This window comes from Lelliottia sp. RD5, from assembly GCF_056032945.1.
Map to the genome: position 1 here is coordinate 386,670 of NZ_JBVYHQ010000001.1, position 18,629 is coordinate 405,298.

Annotated in this window: 20 protein-coding genes; 10 read left to right on the plus strand and 10 right to left on the minus strand. The window is 52.8% G+C overall.

All coding sequences use genetic code 11. From position 1 onward, the window contains the following. Positions 1 to 517 precede the first annotated feature (517 nt). The gene (locus AC0LWE_RS02055; RefSeq protein WP_216981847.1) at positions 518 to 946 is read left to right on the plus strand and encodes a GFA family protein; all 429 of its coding nucleotides are present in this window, start codon (positions 518 to 520) and stop codon (positions 944 to 946) included. Positions 947 to 955: 9 nt separating this feature from the next. On the opposite strand, the gene AC0LWE_RS02060 is transcribed toward AC0LWE_RS02055, so the two are convergent. Then, on the minus strand, positions 956 to 1,165 hold the full coding sequence (locus AC0LWE_RS02060) for a KTSC domain-containing protein (protein WP_059179051.1): 210 nt from the start codon (positions 1,163 to 1,165) through the stop codon (positions 956 to 958). Positions 1,166 to 1,656: 491 nt separating this feature from the next. Next, positions 1,657 to 5,181 carry a pyruvate:ferredoxin (flavodoxin) oxidoreductase gene (gene nifJ, locus AC0LWE_RS02065; RefSeq protein ID WP_219346518.1) on the minus strand — a complete coding sequence of 1,175 codons (3,525 nt, stop codon included), beginning with the start codon at positions 5,179 to 5,181 and terminating at the stop codon, positions 1,657 to 1,659. Between the two features lie 268 nt (positions 5,182 to 5,449). On the opposite strand from nifJ, the gene AC0LWE_RS02070 reads away from it, so the two are divergent. Beyond that, positions 5,450 to 5,716, plus strand: coding sequence for a putative hemolysin (locus tag AC0LWE_RS02070; RefSeq protein WP_131488086.1), 267 nt, complete (start codon positions 5,450 to 5,452; stop codon positions 5,714 to 5,716). Here the strand turns inward: AC0LWE_RS02070 and hslJ are convergent, their stop codons facing one another. The 4 genes from hslJ to AC0LWE_RS02090 form a co-directional block, all read right to left on the minus strand. Beyond that, positions 5,717 to 6,130 (minus strand): heat shock protein HslJ, encoded by a 414-nt coding sequence (hslJ, locus tag AC0LWE_RS02075; protein ID WP_174341744.1) that lies wholly within the window; start codon positions 6,128 to 6,130, stop codon positions 5,717 to 5,719. It abuts the gene before it with no gap. Between the two features lie 124 nt (positions 6,131 to 6,254). Next, positions 6,255 to 6,383: a DUF2474 domain-containing protein gene (locus AC0LWE_RS02080; protein ID WP_072241843.1), complete on the minus strand. Its 129-nt coding sequence runs from the start codon at positions 6,381 to 6,383 to the stop codon at positions 6,255 to 6,257. Further along, positions 6,383 to 7,393, minus strand: a complete 1,011-nt coding sequence (cydB, locus tag AC0LWE_RS02085; RefSeq protein WP_131488090.1) for a cytochrome d ubiquinol oxidase subunit II — start codon at positions 7,391 to 7,393, stop codon at positions 6,383 to 6,385. Before cydB ends, AC0LWE_RS02080 begins: the two co-directional genes overlap by 1 nt. Continuing rightward, entirely contained in the window at positions 7,393 to 8,799 is a 1,407-nt protein-coding gene (locus AC0LWE_RS02090; RefSeq protein ID WP_059179046.1) for a cytochrome ubiquinol oxidase subunit I, read from the minus strand. The genes cydB and AC0LWE_RS02090 overlap by 1 nt, the downstream gene beginning before the upstream one ends. Positions 8,800 to 9,218: 419 nt before the next feature. On the opposite strand from AC0LWE_RS02090, the gene ymcF reads away from it, so the two are divergent. The 7 genes from ymcF to patD all read left to right on the plus strand — a co-directional run bounded on the left by ymcF (position 9,219) and on the right by patD (position 16,594). Then, the gene (gene ymcF, locus AC0LWE_RS02095) at positions 9,219 to 9,407 is read left to right on the plus strand and encodes a cold shock small protein YmcF (RefSeq protein WP_059179045.1); all 189 of its coding nucleotides are present in this window, start codon (positions 9,219 to 9,221) and stop codon (positions 9,405 to 9,407) included. Positions 9,408 to 9,530: 123 nt separating this feature from the next. Then, positions 9,531 to 10,940, plus strand: coding sequence for an aminotransferase-like domain-containing protein (locus AC0LWE_RS02100; RefSeq protein WP_059179044.1), 1,410 nt, complete (start codon positions 9,531 to 9,533; stop codon positions 10,938 to 10,940). A gap of 286 nt (positions 10,941 to 11,226) precedes the next feature. Further along, on the plus strand, positions 11,227 to 12,372 hold the full coding sequence (gene ydcS / locus AC0LWE_RS02105; RefSeq protein WP_059179043.1) for a putative ABC transporter substrate-binding protein YdcS: 1,146 nt from the start codon (positions 11,227 to 11,229) through the stop codon (positions 12,370 to 12,372). A gap of 17 nt (positions 12,373 to 12,389) precedes the next feature. Further along, positions 12,390 to 13,403, plus strand: a complete 1,014-nt coding sequence (locus AC0LWE_RS02110) for an ABC transporter ATP-binding protein (RefSeq protein WP_202693368.1) — start codon at positions 12,390 to 12,392, stop codon at positions 13,401 to 13,403. Positions 13,404 to 13,410: 7 nt separating this feature from the next. Continuing rightward, the gene (locus AC0LWE_RS02115) at positions 13,411 to 14,349 is read left to right on the plus strand and encodes an ABC transporter permease (protein ID WP_411909838.1); all 939 of its coding nucleotides are present in this window, start codon (positions 13,411 to 13,413) and stop codon (positions 14,347 to 14,349) included. After that, positions 14,339 to 15,145 carry an ABC transporter permease gene (locus tag AC0LWE_RS02120; protein ID WP_219346520.1) on the plus strand — a complete coding sequence of 269 codons (807 nt, stop codon included), beginning with the start codon at positions 14,339 to 14,341 and terminating at the stop codon, positions 15,143 to 15,145. The genes AC0LWE_RS02115 and AC0LWE_RS02120 overlap by 11 nt, the downstream gene beginning before the upstream one ends. Before the next feature lie 24 nt (positions 15,146 to 15,169). Further along, entirely contained in the window at positions 15,170 to 16,594 is a 1,425-nt protein-coding gene (gene patD / locus AC0LWE_RS02125) for an aminobutyraldehyde dehydrogenase (protein WP_234592810.1), read from the plus strand. Between the two features lie 48 nt (positions 16,595 to 16,642). Here the strand turns inward: patD and AC0LWE_RS02130 are convergent, their stop codons facing one another. The 4 genes from AC0LWE_RS02130 to AC0LWE_RS02145 form a co-directional block, all read right to left on the minus strand. Next, positions 16,643 to 16,825, minus strand: a complete 183-nt coding sequence (locus AC0LWE_RS02130; RefSeq protein ID WP_012017513.1) for a DUF1869 domain-containing protein — start codon at positions 16,823 to 16,825, stop codon at positions 16,643 to 16,645. 4 nt (positions 16,826 to 16,829) lie between these two features. Beyond that, positions 16,830 to 17,183, minus strand: a complete 354-nt coding sequence (locus AC0LWE_RS02135; protein WP_219346522.1) for a TehB family protein — start codon at positions 17,181 to 17,183, stop codon at positions 16,830 to 16,832. A gap of 28 nt (positions 17,184 to 17,211) precedes the next feature. Then, positions 17,212 to 17,538, minus strand: a complete 327-nt coding sequence (locus AC0LWE_RS02140) for a TehB family protein (RefSeq protein ID WP_234592811.1) — start codon at positions 17,536 to 17,538, stop codon at positions 17,212 to 17,214. Positions 17,539 to 17,655: 117 nt separating this feature from the next. Further along, positions 17,656 to 18,042 (minus strand): VOC family protein, encoded by a 387-nt coding sequence (locus AC0LWE_RS02145; RefSeq protein WP_174341751.1) that lies wholly within the window; start codon positions 18,040 to 18,042, stop codon positions 17,656 to 17,658. A gap of 191 nt (positions 18,043 to 18,233) precedes the next feature. Here AC0LWE_RS02145 and AC0LWE_RS02150 point away from each other — a divergent pair, with 191 nt between their 5' ends. Then, positions 18,234 to 18,407 (plus strand): GhoT/OrtT family toxin, encoded by a 174-nt coding sequence (locus AC0LWE_RS02150; RefSeq protein WP_072241840.1) that lies wholly within the window; start codon positions 18,234 to 18,236, stop codon positions 18,405 to 18,407. Positions 18,408 to 18,629 lie beyond the last annotated feature (222 nt).

Below are 18,629 nucleotides of genomic sequence, written 5' to 3' on the forward strand. Positions count from 1 at the left end.
ATCGGCTAGATATGTCAAATACTCGTTATCTCATTAAGTTAGTACAAAACAACCATAAAAAACTCCACTTAGTCATACTGAAAGTATAGACCCTGCTTATCTGCAGGGCTTGCTCCGTCAGGAGCGTTAAGGCGGCAATAATGAGCTCAAAAATTGCAAAATGGATGCCGGGAAAGTCAGCACCTTTACCATGACGGCGACGTTGCACTCCGTTTGCAGACGATATATCCCTTCTACGTGTAAATTTGCGTTATGGTGGTTGCTCAATTCACTTGATTGGAGGGGATATCCCCAACATTCACTTTCAGTGCCCGGTTTGTTCGAGCAAAAAATTCTTCTTTACCTGTTTTAGCGCTGAACAGAACCAACCTCACGGAGCCGTGTGTTCATTATGCGGAACCAGAATGACATCGTCGTCTTGTATTCAGAAACTCAAGCGCAGACGATGGCCAAAACCCGTAGCGTAACCTGAGGCCTTATTGGCCTCAGGTTTTATTTATCGTAAAGAGGGCTGATGATGTCACAAAATCTGAATGCACAATGCCATTGCGGTGGGGTGAAATTTACGGTTGAACTGGCGGATGGTTTTAATACCGTTCGGCGATGTAACTGCTCTTTTTGTCGAATGCGTGGCGCGGTGGTGGTTACAGCGTCTTTATCGGGAATCAAGATTATTCAAGGCGAAGACCAACTAACGGAGTATCGTTTTAACACGCAAGAGGCCCGACACTTTTTTTGCGCGGTCTGCGGAATTTATACTTTTCATCAACGCCGTTCGAATCCCGATCAATATGGCGTGAATGTCGCCTGTATTGAAGGAGTTAGCCCTTTTGATTTTACAGAAATAGACGTAACGGATGGCGTGAATCATCCAAATGATGGGGCCAGTGATGGCATTGTGGGTGTTCTTTCGTTTCGGGCAGTGAAAAGTCCTCCTCAGCAATAAAAGCTGTCACTACACGTTAACTTCGGTAAATTTTCCTTTAACCACACCGTCGTAGAATCGCCCTTTGGACACCACCTGCAAAAAATCGTTATAGATTCGGGCTGGCACACGCTGATATTGAAGCGTCCGGCGATCGATAAAGCGAATCTCAAGCGTGGCGCTACGCTCATCGTAGGCAATAGAGGCAATACGTGACGATCTAACCGGGTGATGGACCATGATGCGTTCTCCCTTACCGCTCAAAACAGGAGATTTATCATCTATCAGGTAGGCGTATCAGCGCAAGGGTAAATTATGATCCTGAATCATTGAGCGCAGCAATAAGACAGAGTGCTCGGGCTGACTTATCGTGTTTGGCTGACATATTAATACCCGCGATTTTTTCACATTCATCCCGTATTTCATTCTGACCAGATATGAAGGACTTCTGTTTTTTATAAAGTAAATTTATAATGATTTATATATCTATTATGAATTTCTTATGCTGTTAGTCGTTTGCTATTATCTGGCGTGCGATAAATGCCGTGAATGGGTTATGCCAATGAATAATAAATAAAAATTATTCATTCGTGGCTGAGGGCGGTAGACTTCGCCTCGTTATATGCCTTTAAGATTCTTTATCCGTTTACAGGTGAGTGTGTTTTTTTTAAATACAAACACTCACTTTATTATTTGGATAAGCCCGGAGTTGATACTCCGGGCTTTTTTTATTACTCGCTTGCGGATTTTTCTGTTTTTCCGGCCATCTGTGCCAGGAAGTCGTAGCGTTTTTGCAGATCCGCCGCCGCATCTTTCCAAAGCTGCTCGGCCACCTCAGGTTGCTGAGCATTCAGTCGACGGAAACGCTGCTCCTGGAGCAAGGTTTCGGCAAGTGCATCTGATGGCGGACGTGAGTCCAGCGCCAGCGGCAGTTTGCCTTCATCCGCACGGCGCGGGTCGAAGCGATACAGCGGCCAGAAGCCTGTGGCGGTGAGCTGTCGCATCTGATCGTGGCTGAGCGCCAGATCGTAGCCGTGCTCTTCGCAAGGACTGTAGGCAATAATCAGAGAAGGGCCTGGATACGCTTCCGCTTCCTGAATGGCTTTCACGGTCTGATTAAGCTGCGCGCCCAGTGAAATCTGCGCGACATAGACATGGCCGTACATCATCATGCTTACACCCAAATCTTTGCGCGCTTTGCGTTTGCCGTGTTCGCCAAATTTGGTCACTGCGCCCAGCGGCGTTGCTTTGGACGCTTGTCCGCCCGTATTGGAATAACACTGCGTATCAAGCACCAGAATATTGACGTTTTCGGTCAGACTCAGAACATGATCCAGACCACCGAAGCCGATATCGTAGGCCCAGCCATCACCGCCAATCAGCCAGATTGATTTCTCCACCAGCGCGTCGGCGTCGGTTAAGAGCTGTTCAGCGCCCTCAACGCCAGCCAGATGTTGCCGCAGTTCGGTGACTTGCTCACGACGGACTTCTGGCGTGGCGTCGCTGTGCAGCGCGGCGTTCAGCGCCTCTGGGATCTTATCGGCAAACTGCTCCAGCAAACGCATGACGCGAGCGCGATGCTGATCGACCGTCAGACGAAAGCCTAAACCAAACTCTGCGTTATCTTCAAACAGCGAGTTCGCCCATGCCGGACCACGGCCATTGGCATCGGTGGTATATGGCGTAGAAGGTAAATTGCCGCCGTAAATAGAGGAACAGCCGGTGGCGTTAGCAATCAACATGCGGTCGCCATACAGTTGGGTGAGCAACTTAATATAAGGTGTTTCACCGCAGCCCGAGCAGGCTCCGGAATATTCAAATAACGGCGTAATGAGCTGCGACGTGCGGATATCAATACGTTCCAGCTTGCTACGATCAATTTCGGGCAGGTCGAGGAAGAAATCGTAATTCACTTTTTCTTCCTCCACATGTTCCAGGCGCGACATCATATTGATGGCTTTAATCTCTGGATTTTGACGATCTTTGGCCGGGCACACTTCGACACACAAATTACAGCCTGTGCAGTCTTCCGGTGCGACCTGCAGGACGTATTTTTGTCCACGCATATCACGAGATTTCACATCGAGTGAATGCAGGCTGGAAGGGGCGTTTTCCATCTCGTCTGGCGAAACAACTTTGGCGCGAATAGCTGAGTGCGGGCAGGCCGCAACGCAGTGGTTACACTGGGTGCAAAGTTCCTCTTTCCAGATGGGGATCGCTTCAGCGATATTGCGTTTTTCCCAGCGCGTCGTTCCAACCGGCCAGGTGCCATCTGGTGGCAGCGCAGAAACGGGCAGGGCATCGCCCAGTCCCGCCAGCATCGCCGCTGTCACCGTCTTCACAAAATCAGGTGCGGCATCGGACACGACCGGCGGTCGATTTGGACTTTCGTCATTGACTGGCTGCAGTGGGATCTCAGAAATGGATTCACGCGCCAGCGCCAGGGCTTGCCAGTTGCGCTCGACCAGGTCCTGGCCCTTACTGCTATAGCTTTTGGCAATCGCGCCCTGCAATGCCGCCAGTGCGCTATCACCCGGCAGAATATGGGTCAGATGGAAAAACGCCATCTGCATAACGGTATTAATACGTGCTGCCAGGCCACATTCGCGGGCAATTTTTGCCGCATTGATGGTGTAAAGGCGGGCTTTTTTCTGATTCAGTACCGCCTGCACTTCGCGCGGTAAACGTGACCAGACTTCATCGGCGTTGTACGGGGTGTTGATCAGGAAAATACCGCCAGGTTTCAGACGCTCTGCCATCTGGTATTTATCAATAAATTGCAGCTGATGGCAGCCGACAAAATCGGCTTGCGAAACCAGATAGGCCGAACGGATCGGCTGCTCGCTGACGCGCAGATGCGAAACGGTCAGACCGCCTGCTTTTTTGGAGTCATAAACGAAATACCCCTGCGCATACCACGGCGTCGAGTTACCAATAATCTTGATGTTGTTCTTCGTTGCCGAGACGCTACCGTCGCTACCCAGACCATAAAATAGCGCTTCGAGCTTCGCTTTCGATGGCAACGCATCTTCAGGGAGCGGCAGCGAAAGGTTTGTGACGTCGTCATAAATGCCGACGGTAAAGCGCGGTTTTGGCTTCGCGGCGTTTAGCTCGTTGAATACGGCCATCACGCAGTCGGGACCAAATTCTTTTGAGGACAGGCCATAGCGGCCGCCAATCACGCGCGGCAGCATTTCGCGTTCACCGCTGTTGAATGCCTCGGCCAGCGCCGTCATGACGTCCAGATACAGCGGTTCCGCATGCGCGCCGGGCTCTTTGGTGCGGTCAAGTACGGCAACAAAACGCACGCTTTCTGGCAAAACGGACAGCAAATGCTTCGCCGAGAATGGGCGATACAGGCGCACTTTCAACACGCCGACTTTTTCGCCGCGAGAAAGCAGTTCATCGACCACTTCTTCACACGTGCCGATCGCGGAGCCCATGAGAACGATAACGCGCTCAGCCTGCGGATGTCCGTAATACTCAAAGGGTTTGTAGTCACGTCCCGTCGCGGCGGAGAAATCATCCATCGCCTGCTCGACGTGGTCGTAAACCGCGTTATACCAGGGATTTGTTGCCTCGCGGGACTGGAAATAGGTATCCGGATTAGCTGACGTGCCGCGAATCACCGGATGCTCTGGATTGAGCGCCCGTGCGCGATGGGCATCAATTTCTGCCTGCGGCATCAGCTCAAGAATCGTGCTGTCAGCCAGCGGCACGATTTTATTGATTTCGTGCGAGGTACGGAAACCGTCAAAGAAATGAATAAACGGCACGCGGCTTTTGAGCGTTGCCACGTGAGAAATCAACGCAAAGTCCTGCGCTTCCTGCACGTTGCTGGCGCAAAGCATCGCACAGCCCGTCTGACGGATGGCCATCACATCAGAGTGATCGCCAAAAATCGACAGGGCATGGGTCGCCACGGTACGTGCGGCGACGTGCAAAACAAACGGGGTTAACTGTCCAGCCAGCTTATACAGCGTGGGGATCATCAACAGCAAACCCTGGGAAGAGGTAAACGACGTAGACAGCGCGCCGGTTTGCAACGCGCCGTGTACAGCGCCGATAGCGCCGGCTTCCGATTGCATTTCCACGACCCGAGGGACATCACCCCAGACGTTTTTAAGCCCGTTGCCCGCCCAGGCATCTGCCTGTTCCGCCATCGTCGAACTCGGTGTAATAGGGTAAATGGCGATAACTTCACTGGTGCGAAACGCGACGGACGCGGCCGCGCCATTACCGTCAATAGTGATCATGTGACACCCTTACATTGCGCAAAAAAGAGGGACCCGTGAAACGGCGATGAGTCCTGATAATTATTCCCTTATTTTAGCAAAGGTCAGCATTTGCGATTTTCGCTTTTGTGTCCTTGTTATTCACCGCAGCAATGAGCAGATCAAACTTAGGTCATAAAAAGTGACAGAAAATGTTTCAGGAGTGCATAAATGCACGCTGTTGCTCTCGACGGCGCGGCGTGTGATGCCTATGATGCATAGGTTTCGCAATTTAAATGGGGAAGAGAGAATGCGCGCAGCGTTTTGGGTTGGGTGTGCGGCGTTGTTGCTGTCAGCATGCAGCAATGAGCCGGTTCAGCAGGCGACAGCAGCACATGTTACGCCAGGAATGAAAGCAGCGATGTCCAGTTCCGGACAGGCTAATTGTGCCATGGTGGGCGGTTCGCTATCTGCCGCACGTCAGCTTGATGGTTCAGCCATTGGCATGTGCGCGCTACCCAACGGCAAACGCTGCAGTGAACAATCGCTTGCCGTAGGCACGTGTGGGGCTTACTGATTAATCAGCACGTTTGAACATCAACGTCTGTTCTGCGGTTGCCAGCGTTAACTGATCTTCTGTCAGATCAACCTGCGCGCCTTTGCGCAGCATATCGCCGATCGTACTGTCCAGTTCATTGAGTGCAGGGTCGGCGCAAAGCTTACGCGTCATCGCTAACGTTTTGACTTTGAGTTCGCCTTCCGACAATTTCCCTTCACCGGTAAAGCGGTTGCACATCACACCTGAAATCGCCATTTTATCGCCAATGCTCAATTCTGGCGGTACCGCGCTGGGCTTCACTGCAACACCGTTGACACTCTCCAGCACAAATCGGTGACCCTGAAGTTGATCCGGCTGAACGGAGGCTTTACCGGGATTCACGCAGCCAGACAGTGCCAGCGAAAACAGACCTACTGCAACGAACTTTTTCATGTTTCTTCTCAAACTATCATTACTGTGAATATTTTTTACGATAGCGCGCGGGTTGTCTTCGGTGTTTATCTGAAAGTGCGAGGAGGGTGCCGGGCAGACGTTAGGCTACCCGGTTTAGTGGAGATTAATGCGATTTAAAACCTGCGGCAGTCATCAGCACGCGGAAGATCATACCCACCGCAGCCAGAGCCAGCACGCTGCCGCCCCAGAGAATGACCAGCCACATCAGGCGTTTCCAGACAGGTTGTTGCATCAGTGATAACCCTCCCCATGTTGAACTTTGCCGCGGAACACGTAATAGCTCCAGAATGTATAGACCAGGATGATAGGAATAATCAGTAGCGCCCCGACCAACATAAAGCCCTGACTTTGCGGGGGTGCAGCGGCTTGCCACAGTGTTATCGACGGCGGAATGATATACGGCCAAATGCTGATTCCCAGCCCGCTGAACCCGAGGAAAATCAGCCCTAACGTGAGTACAAACGGTGTATTGTGGCTGTTCGCGTTGTTCAGGGTTTTCCATAATCCGCCGCTCAGAACGAGCACCAGCAGTGGAACCGGCATCAAGAAGTACAGGTTCGGCACGCTAAACCAGCGATCGGCGATACTCTGATGGGCCATCGGCGTCCACAGGCTGATGACCGCGATGATCCCTAGAAGCGCCAGCAGGAGCTGTTTTGACACTCGACGCATTCTGGCCTGCAGCGGGTTTTCACTTTTCATCACCAGCCAGGTGGCACCCAATAGGGCGTAAGCGACCGTCAATCCCACGCCGCAGAACAGGTTGAATAGCGTAAACCAGTCAAATGGCCCGCCGCTGTAAGCGCGTCCCGTGACGGAAAAACCATTAATGACTGCACCGACAACCACGCCCTGGCTAAATGTGGCGAGAATCGAGCCGCCAATAAACGCTTTATCCCAGAAGGGCCGATGCGCGGGTGTTGCCTTAAAGCGAAACTCGAAGGCGACGCCGCGGAATATCAGGCCGATCAGCATCAGGGTCAGCGGAATGGTGAGGGCGTCGATAATCACCGCATAGGCCAGCGGAAATGCGCCGAACAACGCTGCGCCGCCCAGCACCAGCCAGGTTTCGTTTCCGTCCCAGACGGGGGCGACGCTGTTGACCATCACGTCGCGATCATCCGCGTCCTGCGTAGTAGGGAACAAAATACCGATCCCTAAATCGAAACCGTCCATCACGATATACATCAGCGTGGCGAATACGATGATCACGAACCAAATAACGGAAAGGTCGATCCCCATTATGGTTTCTCCTTAGTTACAAATTCTGTACTGGCGGCAGACAGCGGACGCGCGGGACGGCCATCATGCTCAGTGGCAAACGTTTCGTCTTCCTGGGGGCCTTTCTTGATAAGACGCACCATATAGCTGTAACCCACGCCAAACACCGAGGTGTACACCACGAAAAAGGCCAGCAGGCTCACGCTCATATGCAAATCACCATGCGCAGAGACCGCGTCTTTAGTGCGTTGTAGTCCGTAAACCACCCACGGTTGGCGGCCCACTTCGGTCGTTACCCAGCCGGCCAGAATCGCGATAAGCCCAGAAGGACCCATCAGCAGGGCAAACCACAGGAACGGACGAGAGGTATAAACACGCTGTTTATAACGCAGCCATAATGCGACGGCACCCAGCAACAGCATCAACATCCCGAGCCCCGCCATGATGCGGAACGACCAGAAAACGATAGTGGAATTGGGGCGATCTTCTTTTGGGAAATCCTTGAGCGCCGGAACCTGCTTGTCCAGACTGTGCGTCAGAATCAGGCTACCAAGCGCGGGGATTTCCAGGCCATAGCGAGTGCGTTCCTGTTCCATATCAGGCCAGCCAAACAGCAGCAGCGGCGTGGGTTCGCCAGGGGGATTTTCCCAGTGGCCTTCGATAGCTGCAATTTTGGCCGGCTGGTGTTTTAAGGTATTCAGGCCGTGCATATCGCCGACCATCGCCTGAATGGGCGCGACAATCAGCGTCATCCACAAAGCCATCGAAAACATATGCCGAATGGCGGGTGTGTTGTTACCGCGTAACAAATGCCAGGCCGCCGATGCGCCAACAAACAGCGCGCTACTCAAGAACGCAGCAATGGACATGTGCAGCAGTCGATAGGGGAATGAGGGGTTGAACACCACGGCAAACCAGTCCACCGGTACCACGACACCGTTAACGATTTCATAGCCCTGCGGGGTTTGCATCCAGCTATTCGACGCCAGGATCCAGAAGGTAGAAATAATCGTTCCCAGCGCCACCATGCAGGTCGAGAAGAAATGCAGTCCCGGACCGACTTTGTTCCAGCCGAAGAGCATCACGCCCAGGAATCCTGCTTCGAGGAAGAATGCGGTTAACACTTCATAGGTAAGCAGCGGGCCGGTAATACTGCCCGCGAACTGTGAAAATCCGCTCCAGTTGGTACCGAACTGATAGGCCATCACCAGCCCGGAAACTACGCCCATCCCAAAGTTGACGGCGAAAACTTTGGACCAGAAATGGTAGAGCGATCGCCATACCGGATTTTTGGTTTTTAGCCAAAGACCTTCCAGTACGGCCAGATAGCTGGCAAGACCAATAGTGATCGCCGGGAAAATAATGTGAAACGATACGGTAAACGCAAACTGTATTCGCGCTAAATGAAAAGCATCTAAACCAAACATGCACAGCCTCAATGTCAATCGGTGTGCTGTTATGGTATAGGGCGGAAAAGGGAACTATCAGAGTCAGAAAAGCGATATTTAGGTATAACAGTTTGCGAAAGTGAGAATCTTTACTAATCTGATATAGTCGCCAGGTGGCACATAGCGAGCAGGGGAAGTGACTCATGAATTATAAAAAAAATCCTTTTTATGACGTTTATGCATAAAATGGCTTGCGTTCTTTTCTGCAACGTGCGTTAATGATTCTTCGGTTTGAATTCCAAAAAAATATCTGACGTAGCATCTAAGCATTTCTCATCACGTTGTGCCTCTCCGCAGCCTCTTGGGTCTTTCTCCTACACTCTGATTAGTTTTGTCTCAGACCTCTATTGCCATAAAGGCCCATTAGCTATTTACGTTTTTACGTACAGGAGAATCATATGATTTCTTATATCCATTTCCGTTGTCCGTGCTGTCACGGCTCGCAATACCGCACCTCAATTTTTGACGTGTCAGAAAAAAATCCACATGGCGCGAAATGCATTTTCTGCAAATCGTCTATGGTGACGCTGGATCATTTAGCTGCGGCGATGCATACCCAACAGGCGTCACTGGATTATCGCAAGTAATAAACGCTTAACGTATTCGATCATCAAGTCGTTTCAGAACCGTCTGTAGATAACTATAACAGTTCATAAAATCTGCCTTTTTTCTCCTGCTGATATACTATGGTGTGCAGCGAGGAGAGACCGATGAAAAAATACCAGCGCCTGGCGCAGCAAATCATTTCGCAAATCGAACTTGGCGTGTGGTTGCCAGGAGATAAACTACCGTCGTTGCGTGAGCAAGTTGCCAGCAGCGGCATGAGTTTCATGACCGTGGGTCATGCGTATCAAACGCTGGAAAGCCAGGGGCGAATCGTTGCTCGCCCACAGTCGGGGTACTATGTTGCCCCGCGGCCCGTTAAGCAGCAGCCTGCGCCTCCGGCGCAGGTGATGCGCGATGAAGTCGTTGACATCAACACCTATATTTTTGATGTTCTTCAGGCCAGTCGCGACCCTTCCGTCATTCCCTTTGCTTCTGCTTTTCCCGATCCGCGCCTTTTCCCGCTTCAGCAGCTTAATCGATCGCTTGCCAACGTCAGCAAAACCGCGACGGCAATGAGCGTGATTGAAAATCTGCCGCCGGGCAATGTCGATCTGCGCCATGCCATTGCGCGCCGTTACGCCCAGCAGGGCATGAACATTTCCCCGGAAGAGATCGTCATCACCGCCGGCGCACTGGAAGCGCTCAATCTGAGTTTGCAAGCGGTGACTGAGCCAGGCGACTGGGTGATCGTTGAAAACCCCTGTTTCTATGGCGCGCTTCAGGCGCTTGAACGCCTCAAGCTGAAAGCGTTGTCGATTGCCACTGACGTGCGTGAGGGGATTGATCTGAACGCCCTTGAACAGGCGCTAAACGATTATCCCGTAAAGGCCTGCTGGCTGATGACAAACTGTCAAAATCCGCTCGGTTTCACGCTCAGTGCGCAGAAAAAATCTCAGCTTGTCGCGTTGCTGACGAAGCACAACGTCACGCTTATTGAGGATGACGTCTACAGCGAACTCTACTTTGGTCGCGAAAAACCGCTTCCCGCGAAAGCGTGGGATCGCCATGACATGACGCTGCACTGCTCGTCGTTCTCCAAATGCCTGGTGGCGGGATTTCGCATTGGCTGGGTAGCAGCCGGGAAACATGCGCGTCGCATTCAGCAGTTACAGCTGATGAGCACGCTCTCGACCAGTTCACCGATGCAGCTTGCGCTGGTGGATTATCTTGCCACCAAGCGTTACGACGCCCATCTCCGTCGCTTGCGGCGCACGCTTGCCGAGCGCAAACAACAGGCGTGGCAATCGCTTTTGCGCCATATGCCTGCCGACGTCAAAATTCATCACAGCGACAGCGGCTATTTTTTGTGGCTGGAATTGCCCGCGCCGTTAGACGCCGGGAAATTAAGCGAGCAGGCGCTGGCGCACCATATCAGCATTGCGCCGGGCAAAATGTTTTCAACCTCAGATGCCTGGACACCCTTTTTCCGTTTTAATACGTCCTGGGAATGGGGCGAGCGTGAAGAACACGCCGTCATCCAGCTGGCACACTTAATTAACGGTATGCTGAAATAAATCTCGGATCGTATTTTCAAACCTCCCCGCTGAAATAAACAATTCTTATTCTGTGGCAGGCGTTGGGTTTATTCCCAAACGTCTGTCATAGGAAATCTGCATATCGCCACCCGCCGCTAACTCCTTGTCTATAATCCAGTTAACAGGGAATGCGCCCTCGGTCACAACCTGATGAAATTTCCCCAGGCCAGCAGGTGCAGCGCATTTGCGCGGTCTACGTTTATGAAGGGAGATAATTTTACGGCACGGCTGCCGCCAAATTTTCATTGCGACAGGAGTACTACGAATGAGCATAAAATTTGCCCGCAGCAGCCTGTGTGCGCTCGGCATGACGATCATGACCGTGCAAGCCGCAGAGCCACCGAAAGAGATCGGTAAAGGCGAGGGAAGACTGGATATCATCGCCTGGCCGGGATACATCGAACGTGGCCAGACGGATAAAAACTACGACTGGGTCACGCAGTTTGAAAAAGAGACCGGTTGTGCGGTGAATGTGAAAACGGCCGCGACCTCCGATGAAATGGTCAGCCTGATGGCAAAAGGCGGTTATGACCTGGTCACGGCCTCCGGCGATGCCTCATTGCGCCTGATTATGGGTAAACGCGTTCAGCCCATTAACCCCGATTTGATCCCCAACTGGAAAACGCTCGATCCCCGCCTCGTCAAAGGCGAGTGGTTTAACGTCGACGGAAAAGTCTACGGAACGCCTTATCAGTGGGGCCCGAATCTGCTGATGTACAACACCAAAACCTTCCCGACACCGCCTGATAGCTGGGCCGTTGTTTTTAAAGAGCAAAATCTTCCGGACGGAAAATCCAATAAAGGGCGCGTTCAGGCATATGACGGGCCGATTTACATCGCCGATGCCGCGCTATTTGTGAAAGCCACGCAGCCAGAATTAGGCATTACCGACCCGTACCAGCTCACTGAAGCGCAATACGCGGCGGTACTGAAAGTACTGCGCGATCAGCACGCGCTGATTCACCGCTACTGGCACGACACCACCGTGCAGATGAGCGACTTCAAAAATGAGGGTGTGGTGGCATCAAGCGCGTGGCCCTATCAGGCCAATGCCCTGAAGGCGGACAATCAGCCCGTGGCGACCGTTTTTCCGAAAGAGGGCGTAACCGGCTGGGCAGACACCACCATGCTGCATGCAGAGGCCAAACATCCGATGTGCGCTTATAAGTGGATGAACTGGTCGCTCACGCCAAAACTTCAGGGCGATCTGGCCGCCTGGTTTGGCTCTCTGCCAGTTGTGGCCGAAGGCTGCAAAGCCAGCACATTGCTGGGTGATAAAGGCTGCGAAACCAACGGCTATAACTATTTCGACAAAATCATGTTCTGGAAAACGCCGATCGCGGAAGGCGGAAAATTCGTGCCGTACAGCCGCTGGACGCAAGATTACATCGCCATTATGGGTGGACGTTAATCGCCCTGGAGCAGAACATGACGTACGCAGTAGAGTTTAGCGATGTGTCCCGTTTTTACGGTGATGTGCGGGCGGTGGATGGTGTCACCATCGGCATTCGTGACGGCGAGTTCTTCTCCATGCTGGGGCCTTCGGGCTCCGGCAAAACCACCTGTTTGCGGCTGATTGCCGGTTTTGAACAGCTCAGTGGCGGGGCGATCAAAATCTTTGGCAAAGAGGCAAGCGAGCTCCCGCCGTGGGAGCGCGACGTTAACACGGTGTTTCAGGATTACGCGCTGTTCCCGCATATGTCGATAATCGAAAACGTGGCCTACGGCTTGATGGTGAAAGGCGTCGATAAAAAGCAGCGTCAGATTCAGGCTCGCGAGGCGCTTGAAAAGGTCGGTTTAGGGTTTGCCGAAAAACGCAAACCCTCTCAGCTCTCGGGTGGTCAGCGTCAGCGCGTCGCGATTGCGCGTGCGCTGGTGAATGAACCCCGGGTGCTTTTGCTTGATGAGCCGCTTGGCGCGTTGGATCTGAAACTGCGCGAGCAAATGCAGTTTGAGCTGAAAAAGCTCCAGCAGGAGCTGGGCATCACGTTTATTTTCGTCACCCACGATCAGGGTGAAGCGCTGTCGATGTCCGATCGCGTCGCCGTGTTCAATAACGGCCGCATTGAACAGGTCGATACCCCGCGTGAACTGTATATGCGCCCGCGCACGCCCTTTGTCGCCAGTTTTGTCGGCACCTCTAACGTTTTTGATAGCGCTGTTGCGCACCAGATTTGCGGCATGGAAGGCATGTATTCGCTGCGCCCTGAACATATTCGTCTCAATGAGAGCGGTGAAGTCCAGGTACAGGGCATCGTGCAGGCGGTGCAGTACCAGGGGGCAGCAACCCGTTTTGAGCTGCGCCTGACGGATGGCGCAAAACTGCTGGTGAGTCAGGCCAACTTGAGCGGCGCTGATTTACCGGCTGGTGTTGAGCCTGGGCAACAGGTGCAGGCATCCTGGTCGCGTCAGGCGATGGTGCCGCTGCAAGAGGAACGGTGAGATGGAAATGAGCGCCTCGCACATCCGCTCCTCTCGCGGTCCAGTTAGCCGCATGACCGCGCTGCTGTGGCGCAAACCGTCGCTCGGCCTGTTTTTATTGCTGCTTGGTCCGCTAATGTGGTTCGGCATCGTGTATATGGGATCGTTGCTGACGCTGTTGTGGCAAGGATTTTATACTTTCGACGACTTCACCATGTCGGTGACGCCCGATCTCACCTTTGCGAACATCCTGGCACTTTTTAACCCTGCCAATTACGACATCATTCTGCGCACCTTGCTGATGGCGATTGCCGTCACGATTGCCAGCGCGATTCTGGCGTTCCCGATGGCGTGGTACATGGCGCGTTACACCCGTGGGAAATGGAAAGCGTTCTTTTATATCGCGGTCATGCTGCCGATGTGGGCGAGCTATATCGTTAAAGCCTACGCGTGGACATTGCTGCTGGCGAAAGATGGCGTCGCGCAGTGGTTTCTTGGCTATATGGGGCTGGAGGCGGTGCTGATGTCGGTACTGACGCTGCCGGCGATTGGTGGAAACACGCTTTCGACATCCGGTCTTGGGCGGTTTCTGGTGTTCGTCTATATCTGGCTGCCCTTTATGATCCTGCCTGTACAAGCGGCGCTGGAGCGTTTACCGCCCTCGCTCTTGCAGGCCTCCGCCGATCTGGGCGCACGGCCCCGTCAGACTTTCCGCTATGTGGTTTTGCCTCTCGCAATTCCGGGGATTGCGGCGGGCTCCATTTTTACCTTCTCGCTGACGTTGGGGGATTTTATCGTTCCGCAGCTGGTTGGCCCACCGGGGTATTTTATCGGCAACATGGTCTATTCCCAGCAGGGCGCGATTGGCAACATGCCGATGGCGGCGGCGTTCACCTTAGTGCCTATTGTGCTTATCTCACTTTATCTGGCGTTCGTGAAACGTCTGGGAGCATTCGATGCACTCTGAACGCGCGCCGTTGTTCCTGAAAATAGCCACCTGGGGCGGGGTGATATTTCTGCACTTCCCGCTGCTGATTATTGCCATCTATGCCTTTAATACCGAAGACGCCGCATTCAGTTTTCCACCGAAAGGGCTCACGCTGAAGTGGTTTAGCGTGGCGGCGTCGCGTGAAGATATCATTGAATCTGTGACGTTGTCACTTCAAATTGCGGCGTTATCCACTGCAATTGCGCTGGTGCTGGGTACGCTGGCGGCAGCAGCGCTGTGGCGCAGTGAGTTTTTTGGCAAAAACGCCATCTCGCTGCTGCTGTTATTGCCGATTGCGCTGCCGGGGATTATCACCGGGCTGGCGTTGTTGACGGCATTTAAAACCATCAATCTGGAGCCGGGATTTTTCACCATTGTCACCGGTCATGCCACCTTCTGTGTGGTCGTGGTATTCAACAACGTGATTGCACGTTTCCGGCGTACCTCCTGGAGCCTGGTGGAAGCGTCAATGGATCTGGGCGCAGACGGCTGGCAAACCTTTCGCTACGTGGTGATGCCCAATCTGCGCTCGGCGCTGCTGGCAGGAGGAATGCTGGCATTTGCGCTGTCGTTCGATGAAATCATCGTCACGACGTTTACGGCGGGACACGAACGCACGCTGCCGCTGTGGCTGCTGAATCAACTCAGCCGCCCGCGCGATGTGCCCGTCACCAATGTGGTTGCGCTTTTGGTCATGCTGGTGACAACCATTCCCATTCTGGGAGCCTGGTGGCTAACCCGCGACGGCGAAAATGTCGCCGAGAGCGGGAAATAACTTCGATTTCAACAGGACAAGACTATGCAAAATCAACTGCTGATTAATGGTGAACTGGTCAACGGAGAAGGTGAAAAACAGCCTGTCTATAATCCTGCGACGGGCGAAGTGCTACTGGAGATTGCCGAGGCGTCTGCGGCTCAGGTGGATGCCGCCGTCAGGGCTGCCGATCGTGCCTTTTACGAATGGGGGCACACAACGCCCAAGGCGCGAGCTGAATGCCTGCTGAAGCTGGCTGACGTGATTGAAGAAAATGCCGAAACCTTTGCACGTCTGGAGTCGAAAAACTGCGGCAAGCCGTTGCACTGCGTCATCAGCGACGAAATCCCGGCCGTCGTGGATGTATTCCGATTCTTTGCGGGCGCGGCGCGTTGTCTGAACGGGCTGGCGGCGGGAGAGTATCTGGAAGGGCACACCTCCATGATTCGTCGCGATCCGGTGGGGGTGGTGGCCTCTATTGCCCCCTGGAACTATCCACTGATGATGGCCGCGTGGAAACTAGCGCCCGCGCTTGCGGCGGGCAACTGTGTGGTCATTAAACCCTCTGAAATCACGCCGCTGACGGCGTTGAAGCTGGCAGAACTGGCCAAAGACATTTTCCCGGCAGGTGTGTTAAACGTGCTTTTTGGACGCGGGAAAACCGTCGGCGATCCGCTCACGGGACATGAAAAAGTGCGCATGGTTTCTCTGACCGGTTCGATCGCCACCGGTGAACACATCATTAGTCATACCGCCTCTTCCATCAAACGCACGCATATGGAGCTGGGTGGCAAAGCGCCGGTCATCGTGTTTGATGATGCCGACCTCGATGCCGTTGTCGAAGGGGTGCGTACGTTTGGGTTTTACAATGCGGGTCAGGATTGCACCGCCGCATGCCGCATTTACGCGCAAAAAGGCATTTATCCGCAGTTAGTCGAAAAACTGGGCGCAGCGGTCGCCACGCTGAAAACCGGTGCACCGGATGACGAGTCGACCGAACTGGGGCCGTTAAGCTCAGCGGCGCATCTTGAGCGCGTCTGTAAAGCCGTTGACGACGCGAAAGCGCTCGGCCATGTCAACGTGGTGACGGGCGGCAATAAAGTCGAGGGGGGGGGGTATTTCTTCGAGCCAACGCTGCTGGCCGGGGCGAAACAGGAAGATGCGATTGTCCAGCGTGAAGTGTTTGGTCCCGTTGTCAGCATGACCGAGTTCGACGATGAAGAGCAGGTCCTGGCCTGGGCGAATGACTCGCACTATGGGCTGGCGTCGTCAGTCTGGACTAAGGATGTGGGGCGCGCGCATCGCATGAGTGCTCGTCTGCAATACGGCTGCACCTGGGTGAATACCCACTTTATGTTGGTCAGCGAAATGCCGCACGGCGGGATGAAACTCTCGGGTTACGGCAAGGATATGTCGGTGTACGGCCTTGAAGATTATACCGTCGTCAGGCATGTAATGATCAAGCACTGATCCTGATGCCCGGTGGCATAGTGTCTACCGGGCATCAAAATGACGCGTCTACCAACCGCACACATCGTGCTCGTTTTCAGTATCATAGCCGCGAACGGTATTCACCAGATCCTTCACCACGTCTGCTGCGACATCCGGAATCAAAAGCTCCATCGGGGCTTGCGTCTCATAATCCACCGATACACCGTTGCTGTTATTGGTCACGGTGACGGTATACGTTGCTTTGCCCATTCTATTACCCCTTATGTGTGTTAACGACTTTGCCCAGCCCCGCGCCTTCGAGGTTTGCCTGTGGATCGGCGAAGAAATCAATACTGAAGTAGGTATCGTCGGTCAGCAGCTCAATGCGGTGCCATTTTTCGGGTGGCGAAATGCCAAATGAACCCGCTTCAATGACGAGTTCCAGATCGGGCTCCGTTGCGTCGGCATCCGGAAAGCCAAAGTATTTCACCGCACCCTGCATGACAGAGAGGCGGCCATAGACGCCCGCCTTCGTGTTGTGGTGAGTGAAAAGGGCCTTTGGCGCATAATCTTTATTCCAGAATGGCGTCGCGCGGGTGTGAACATAATTTTCAGGAATACGAAGCATAGGTGTTTCCTTATAAACGTTCAGAAGTTCAAAGAGATTTCAAAACCTCGGGTTCGACAAAGAAATCGACGCTGAAGACGGTATCGTCACTCATCATTTCAATGTGATGCCATTTTTCGGGGGGAAATACACCGAAGTGACCGGCCTCAATGATGAGTTCACTGTCAGGGTGCGGGGTGACGTTGTCAGCATAGCCCAAATAACGCACCGCGCCCTTGCTTACCGATAAGCGGGGATAAACGCCCGGACGGGTACCTTGATCAAGATGGCGCTGGAAAATGCCAGCAGGGGCGGTGTCTTTGTTCCAGAAAGGGGTGGAACGGGTATGAATACAACTCTGCGGAATGCGTAGCATATTAACTCCCTCTAAATCCTGGGACTAGTAAAGCACGACCCTGACGGCATCATTTTGCAAAAGATGCACTTATTATGCAACTTTAAGGGGGTAGAAAAAGGGGTAGTAACCCCCTCTTTATTGACGATACAAACTACCTTGACCGTTACGTGCCCGACTCCAAAGTTCGTCATCGCTAAGTTCTGTTTGTATCAGTTCCACCGGTGCACCGTTATCATTGATCACTGCCACCTGATAACCATCGATTGGTTCATAAGGGCCGAGAATAATCTCTTCACCTTCAATGGCGCGTGCCAGATTATCCACTTTCAATGCAACATGTGGCACGGTTTTGAGTAACGGATGAATCGGGGAATCGTCGGTGAAACGGTGCCATTGAATGCGGAACTTACCGGGATTATCAACGGTGTACATTCCAGCTTTCTCACTGTAAACACCCTCCGTCTTTCCATCCTGTAAAGGAATACCAACGTGGTGAAACTCATATTTAACGTCAGCTTTCATGATTATCAGACTCGCTTAAAAGTTTTTTGGTCCGGGTGAATGTGGGGAATAAACACCCTGAAGATGTAGCGCTGATTACTCTATTGTTATTATCCATAAAGTTATAGTGGATAACCCGTAACATTAAAACTTGATCTGTATCAACATATGACGCATATTGCGCGCGGTTATTTTTAGATTAGGTGCACAAAATGACGTTGTATCAAAAAATGTTGGTCTTTTACGCAGTCATGGCGGCACTGTGCGCGCTCATCACCTGGTTTTTGTCCAAAGACCGTAAGCGGATTCGCTTTCTTAGCGCCGTCCTGGTCGGTTCGACCTGGCCTATGAGTTTCCCCGTCGCGTTGCTCATCTCCCTTTTCTAAACACGCTTTCACGGTTTTGCGCCGACACTACAGCTCGACGAACGCTGGCCGGCGCAGTGTAGCGTTGCCTTGCACATGAAAAGCCGTCCAGACGATAATATATCTAATACTCTCTATCTTTAGCGATCTCTTCGAATGAACCCTTCAAGCTTGCGTTAAAATCCTTTTGCCCATGCGCAAGCCAGAGATATTAGCTCTGATCCCTCTACGTTCATTTTGTTA